Here is a 1085-nt window from a genome sequence, read left to right as displayed (position 1 = left end):
GTCATGGAACTGGCCAAGCAGGCCGCCGAACTCGAACGGGCCGGGCGCCACATCATCCACATGGGGATTGGCGAGCCGGACTTCACCGCCGCCGCGCCGGTCGTGCATGCCGCGGAGGCGGCCATGCGCCGGGGCGTGACGYAGTACACCGGGGCGCTGGGCATCCACGCGCTGCGCGAGGCCATCGCTGGCTACTACAAGACCGCCTATGGGATCGATATTCCCGAGCGCCGCGTGATCGTGACCGCCGGCGCTTCCGGCGCGCTGCTGCTGGCCTGCGCGGTACTGGTAGAGATTGGCGCCGAAGTGCTGATGCCCGATCCGAGCTACCCCTGCAATCGTCATTTCGTGGCCGCCTTCGACGGCCGGGCGCGCATGGTGCCGAGCGGGCCGGCCGAGCGCTTCCAGCTCACCGCCGCCCAGGTGGCCGCCAACTGGGGGCCGGACACGCGCGGGGTGCTGCTGGCGTCGCCGAGCAATCCCACCGGCACGTCGATCCTGCCGGACGAGCTGCGCGGCATCCTCGCCGAAGTCCGCCGCCGCAACGGCTTCGCCATCCTCGACGAGATCTATCAGGGCCTGTCGTACGATGCCCCGCCGGTGTCCGCGCTGTCGCTGGACGACAACGTGGTCACCGTGAACAGCTTCTCGAAGTATTTCAATATGACGGGATGGCGCCTGGGCTGGCTGGTGGTGCCGGACGCGCTGGTGCCGGCCTTCGAGAAGGTCGCGCAGAACCTGTTCATCTGCGCGTCGGCGGTGGCGCAGCACGCGGCGCTGGCCTGCTTCACGCCCGAGGCGCTGGCGATCTACGACGAGCGCAAGGCGGAATTCCGCCGCCGCCGTGACGCCATCGTGCCGGCGCTGGAGGCGCTGGGGCTGCGCGTGCCGGTGAAGCCGGACGGCGCCTTCTATGTCTATGCCGACTGCCTCCACGTGAACCACCCCCATGCGGGCGATGCCGACAAGCTGACGCAGGCCATTCTGCATGACGCCGGTGTGGTGATGGTGCCCGGCACGGACTTCGGCCCGCATACGGCGCGCGACTACATCCGCATCTCGTACGCAACGGCCATGGAGAACAT

1 protein-coding gene is annotated in these 1085 nt (G+C 69.1%); it reads left to right on the top strand.

What is annotated here, in order from left to right:
• Positions 1–1085, top strand: a 1085-nt coding sequence (locus AB4Z13_RS32785) for a pyridoxal phosphate-dependent aminotransferase (protein ID WP_442207778.1), incomplete at both ends; no start/stop codon positions are given.

This window comes from Rhizobium sp. YAF28 (genome assembly GCF_052113285.1).
In the GTDB taxonomy this organism is placed as follows: domain Bacteria; phylum Pseudomonadota; class Alphaproteobacteria; order Rhizobiales; family Rhizobiaceae; genus Rhizobium.
The sequence above is the reverse complement of the archived record's forward strand: the minus strand, read 5'-3'. Positions and strand labels throughout refer to the sequence as shown.